General features: G+C 69.0%; 4 protein-coding genes. 2 read left to right on the forward strand and 2 right to left on the reverse strand.

The genetic code is table 11. The features are described 5' to 3' along the window. Positions 1-76: 76 nt before the first annotated feature. Complete coding sequence (locus ACIPIA_RS13515) at positions 77-529, reverse strand: CoxG family protein (protein WP_400510294.1); 453 nt, start codon at positions 527-529, stop codon at positions 77-79. A 144-nt stretch (positions 530-673) separates the two neighbouring features. Between ACIPIA_RS13515 and ACIPIA_RS13520 the strand changes: the two genes are divergently transcribed. Then, the gene (locus tag ACIPIA_RS13520) at positions 674-1,933 is read left to right on the forward strand and encodes an aconitase X (RefSeq protein WP_400510295.1); all 1,260 of its coding nucleotides are present in this window, start codon (positions 674-676) and stop codon (positions 1,931-1,933) included. After that, positions 1,924-2,334 carry an aconitase X swivel domain-containing protein gene (locus ACIPIA_RS13525; protein ID WP_400510296.1) on the forward strand — a complete coding sequence of 137 codons (411 nt, stop codon included), beginning with the start codon at positions 1,924-1,926 and terminating at the stop codon, positions 2,332-2,334. The genes ACIPIA_RS13520 and ACIPIA_RS13525 overlap by 10 nt, the downstream gene beginning before the upstream one ends. Positions 2,335-2,348: 14 nt before the next feature. Here the strand turns inward: ACIPIA_RS13525 and ACIPIA_RS13530 are convergent. After that, on the reverse strand, positions 2,349-2,906 hold a 558-nt coding region (locus tag ACIPIA_RS13530; protein WP_400510297.1), incomplete at its 5' end, for a flavin reductase.

Below are 2,906 nucleotides of genomic sequence, written 5' to 3' on the forward strand. Positions count from 1 at the left end.
GCACTTCAGGTCGGAGCGGCCGAATCCGCCGTCTCGCAGGCGCTCGACGCGTTGCGCAAGGCCTCGTGAGCGAGCGTCAGCCTTCGCTAACCGCCTTGGCGAAATTGGCGAAGAACTCGTCGGCCAGCTTCTTCGAAACCGAATCGATCAGGCGCGAGCCGAGCTGGATCAGCTTGCCGCCGACCTGGGCCTCGACTTCGTAGCGCAGCAGCGTCTGGCCGCCCTCGGCATCACTCAGATGGACTCGCGCGCCGCCCTTGGCGAAGCCGGCGATGCCGCCCTCGCCCTCGCCGGAGATACGGTAGCCGTTCGGCGGATCGAGTTCGCTGAGCTCGACCTTGCCCTTGAACGTCGCCTTCACCGGTCCGAGCTTGACCTTCACCACCGCCGAGAGATGCGTGTCGTCGTCCTTGGTCAGTTGCTCGCAGCCGGGGATGCAGGCCTTCAGCACCTCGGGATCGTTGAGCTTGGCCCAGACCACGTTTTTCGCGGCAGGCAGCGTCGCCTCGCCATTCATCGTCATCGCCATGGCGCATCTCCCGAGCAGTAAGCCGCGGCTCGGACGATTGCGGCCGGCGCGGTTCGAAGGCTATCCAGTTCCCTATCCATGGTCGCAAAGCCCTCGCCTGCACAAGAGGCCGGACGAAACGGACAGCGCACGGACAGGGAAAGCATGCTCGAACTCACTGCGGAGGAAAGGGCGATTGCGGCCGGATGCCAGGGCGATGGCGCCGCCATGGCGATGCGCATCGTGGCCGAGGCGGCCCGGCTGATGGGCGCGTCGCGGCTGATCCCGGTCGCTTCCGCCCATATCGACGGCGCGCTCTATCACGGCGACTCCGGCACGCATTTCGCGGAGAAACTGGTCCGGGGCGGCGCACGCGTCACCGTGCGCGCCAGCCTCAATGTCGGCTCGCTCGCACCCGCCGGCTGCGCCGCCATCCGCCTGCCGCCGCATGAGCGGGAGATGGCCCGGCGCATGATGCGGGCCTATGAGGCGATGGGTTGCGAGCCGAGCTGGACCTGCGCGCCCTATCAGGCCGGGCACCGGCCGGCACGGGGCACGGACGTCGCCTGGGGCGAATCGAACGCGGTGGTCTTCTGCAATTCGGTCCTCGGTGCCCGCACCAACCGCTACGGCGATTTCCTCGACATCGCCTGCGCCATCAGTGGTAGGGCACCGGACTATGGCCTGCACCGCACCGAGAATCGCCTTGCCACGCTGCTCGTCGATGTCGGCGGCCTGTCGCGGGAACTCCGCGAGGCGGATGTGTTCTACCCCGTGCTCGGCACGATCCTCGGGCGCGCGGCTGGCGATGCAGTCGCCGTCATCGACGGTTTGCAAGGGTTCACCAGCGAGGATCGGCTCAAGGCGCTGGGGGCCGCGGCAGCTTCGGCGGGTGGCGTCGGCCTGTTCCACGTCGCCGGCGTCACGCCGGAAGCTCCCGATATCGACGCCGCGCTCGGCGGCGCGCCGCCGCGTGAACGGATCGCCCTGACGCCGGCCGACATCGCCGCAGCGCTCGCCCGGCTCTCGACGGCCGGAGCGACCAAGCGGGTCGACGCCGTCGCGATCGGCTCGCCGCATCTCTCGCTGGCGGAGATCGATGAGGTCGAGCGCCTGATGGCCGGGCGGGCGCTGAAAATCCCGCTCTACGCCAATACCGGCCGGCACGTGCTCGCCCCGCTGGAAGCGCAGGGCCGGCGCCGCGCGCTGGAAGAGGCAGGTGTCGTCTTCGTGGTCGATACCTGTGTCGTGGTCACGCCGATCCTGCCCGAACTGGCCGGAGCCGTGCTGATGACCAACTCCGGCAAGTTCGCCCACTATGCCCCGGGCAACACCGGCTATGCCGTGACCTATGGCTCGCTGGCCGAATGTGTGGAGAGCGCCGTGGCGGGCCGGCTCGTCAGGGAACCGCGCTCATGGAGTTGAAGGCGCAGATCCTGCTGCCCGGCGGCCCCGCTCGGGGCGAGTGCCTGGCGCTGACCGCTCCGATCAGCTTCTGGGGCGGCGTCGATCCCGCCACCGGCACGATCATCGATGCCCGTCATCCTCAGCTCGGCTGGTGCGTGGCGGGCACGATCCTCGCCCTGCCGGGTACGATCGGCTCGTCCTCCGCCTCCGCCGTGCTGCTGGAACTGGTCCATGCCGGGAAGGCCCCGGCGGCACTGTTGCTGGACGCCCCGGATGCCATCCTGCTCCTTGGCCTCGTCGTCGCCCGCGAAATGGGATGGCGGACGCCGCCGGCCTTTCGCCTCGCGGCCACGGAGCAATCGCTCATCGCCGGCCGGGTGATCTCGATCTCGGCGGCTGGCGCAATCAGGCCGGGCTGAAGCTGGAAATCGGTTCAGACGGAGCCGAAATGCCGTCCACGGTAGATCAGCCCGGCGCCGCGGCCCGAGCCGCCGAGGCCCACGACCTCTCCGATCAGGACGCGATGGCTCGCGATGTCGTGCGTCGCGACCAGCCGGCAATCGAAAGCGGTGACGGCATCGAGCAGAACCGGTGCGCCGGTCGCTAGCGTGCCCCAGCGCGCCGTCATGAAGCGTTCTTCCCCCTCGATGCCACGCCGGCTCGCGAAAATCTCAGCGAGTTCGACGAGGTGTGCGGGAAGGGTGTTCACGCAGAACGTCCCGCTTGCCTCGATGGCGGCAAGCGTGCGGCTCGCCTGGGCGATGCACGCCAGCACGGTTGGCGGCGAATCCGAGACCGAAGCGACGGCCGTAGCAGTGAGCCCCACGCGGCCGGCCGGTCCTTCGGTCGTGACGACGTGGACCGCGCTCACGACTTGCGCCATGGCATCGCGGAAGGCGCCGGCACCCGGACGTTCGAGGGCGGGCGGCAATGGGTGGACGGTCTTCGTCATGAACTGGGGCGTCGACTCGCTGTTCCCGATCAAACGGAC

This window comes from Allobosea sp. CER48 (genome assembly GCF_044752385.1).
Classification (GTDB): Bacteria; Pseudomonadota; Alphaproteobacteria; order Rhizobiales; family Beijerinckiaceae; genus Allobosea.

What these genes read in the sequence shown, in the direction of transcription:
- ACIPIA_RS13525 (WP_400510296.1), top strand. Translation starts at nt 1,924, where the DNA reads ATGGAGTTGAAGGCGCAGATCCTGCTGCCCGGCGGCCCCGCTCGGGGC.
- ACIPIA_RS13520 (WP_400510295.1), top strand. Translation starts at nt 674, where the DNA reads ATGCTCGAACTCACTGCGGAGGAAAGGGCGATTGCGGCCGGATGCCAG.
- ACIPIA_RS13515 (WP_400510294.1), bottom strand. Translation starts at nt 529, where the DNA reads ATGGCGATGACGATGAATGGCGAGGCGACGCTGCCTGCCGCGAAAAAC.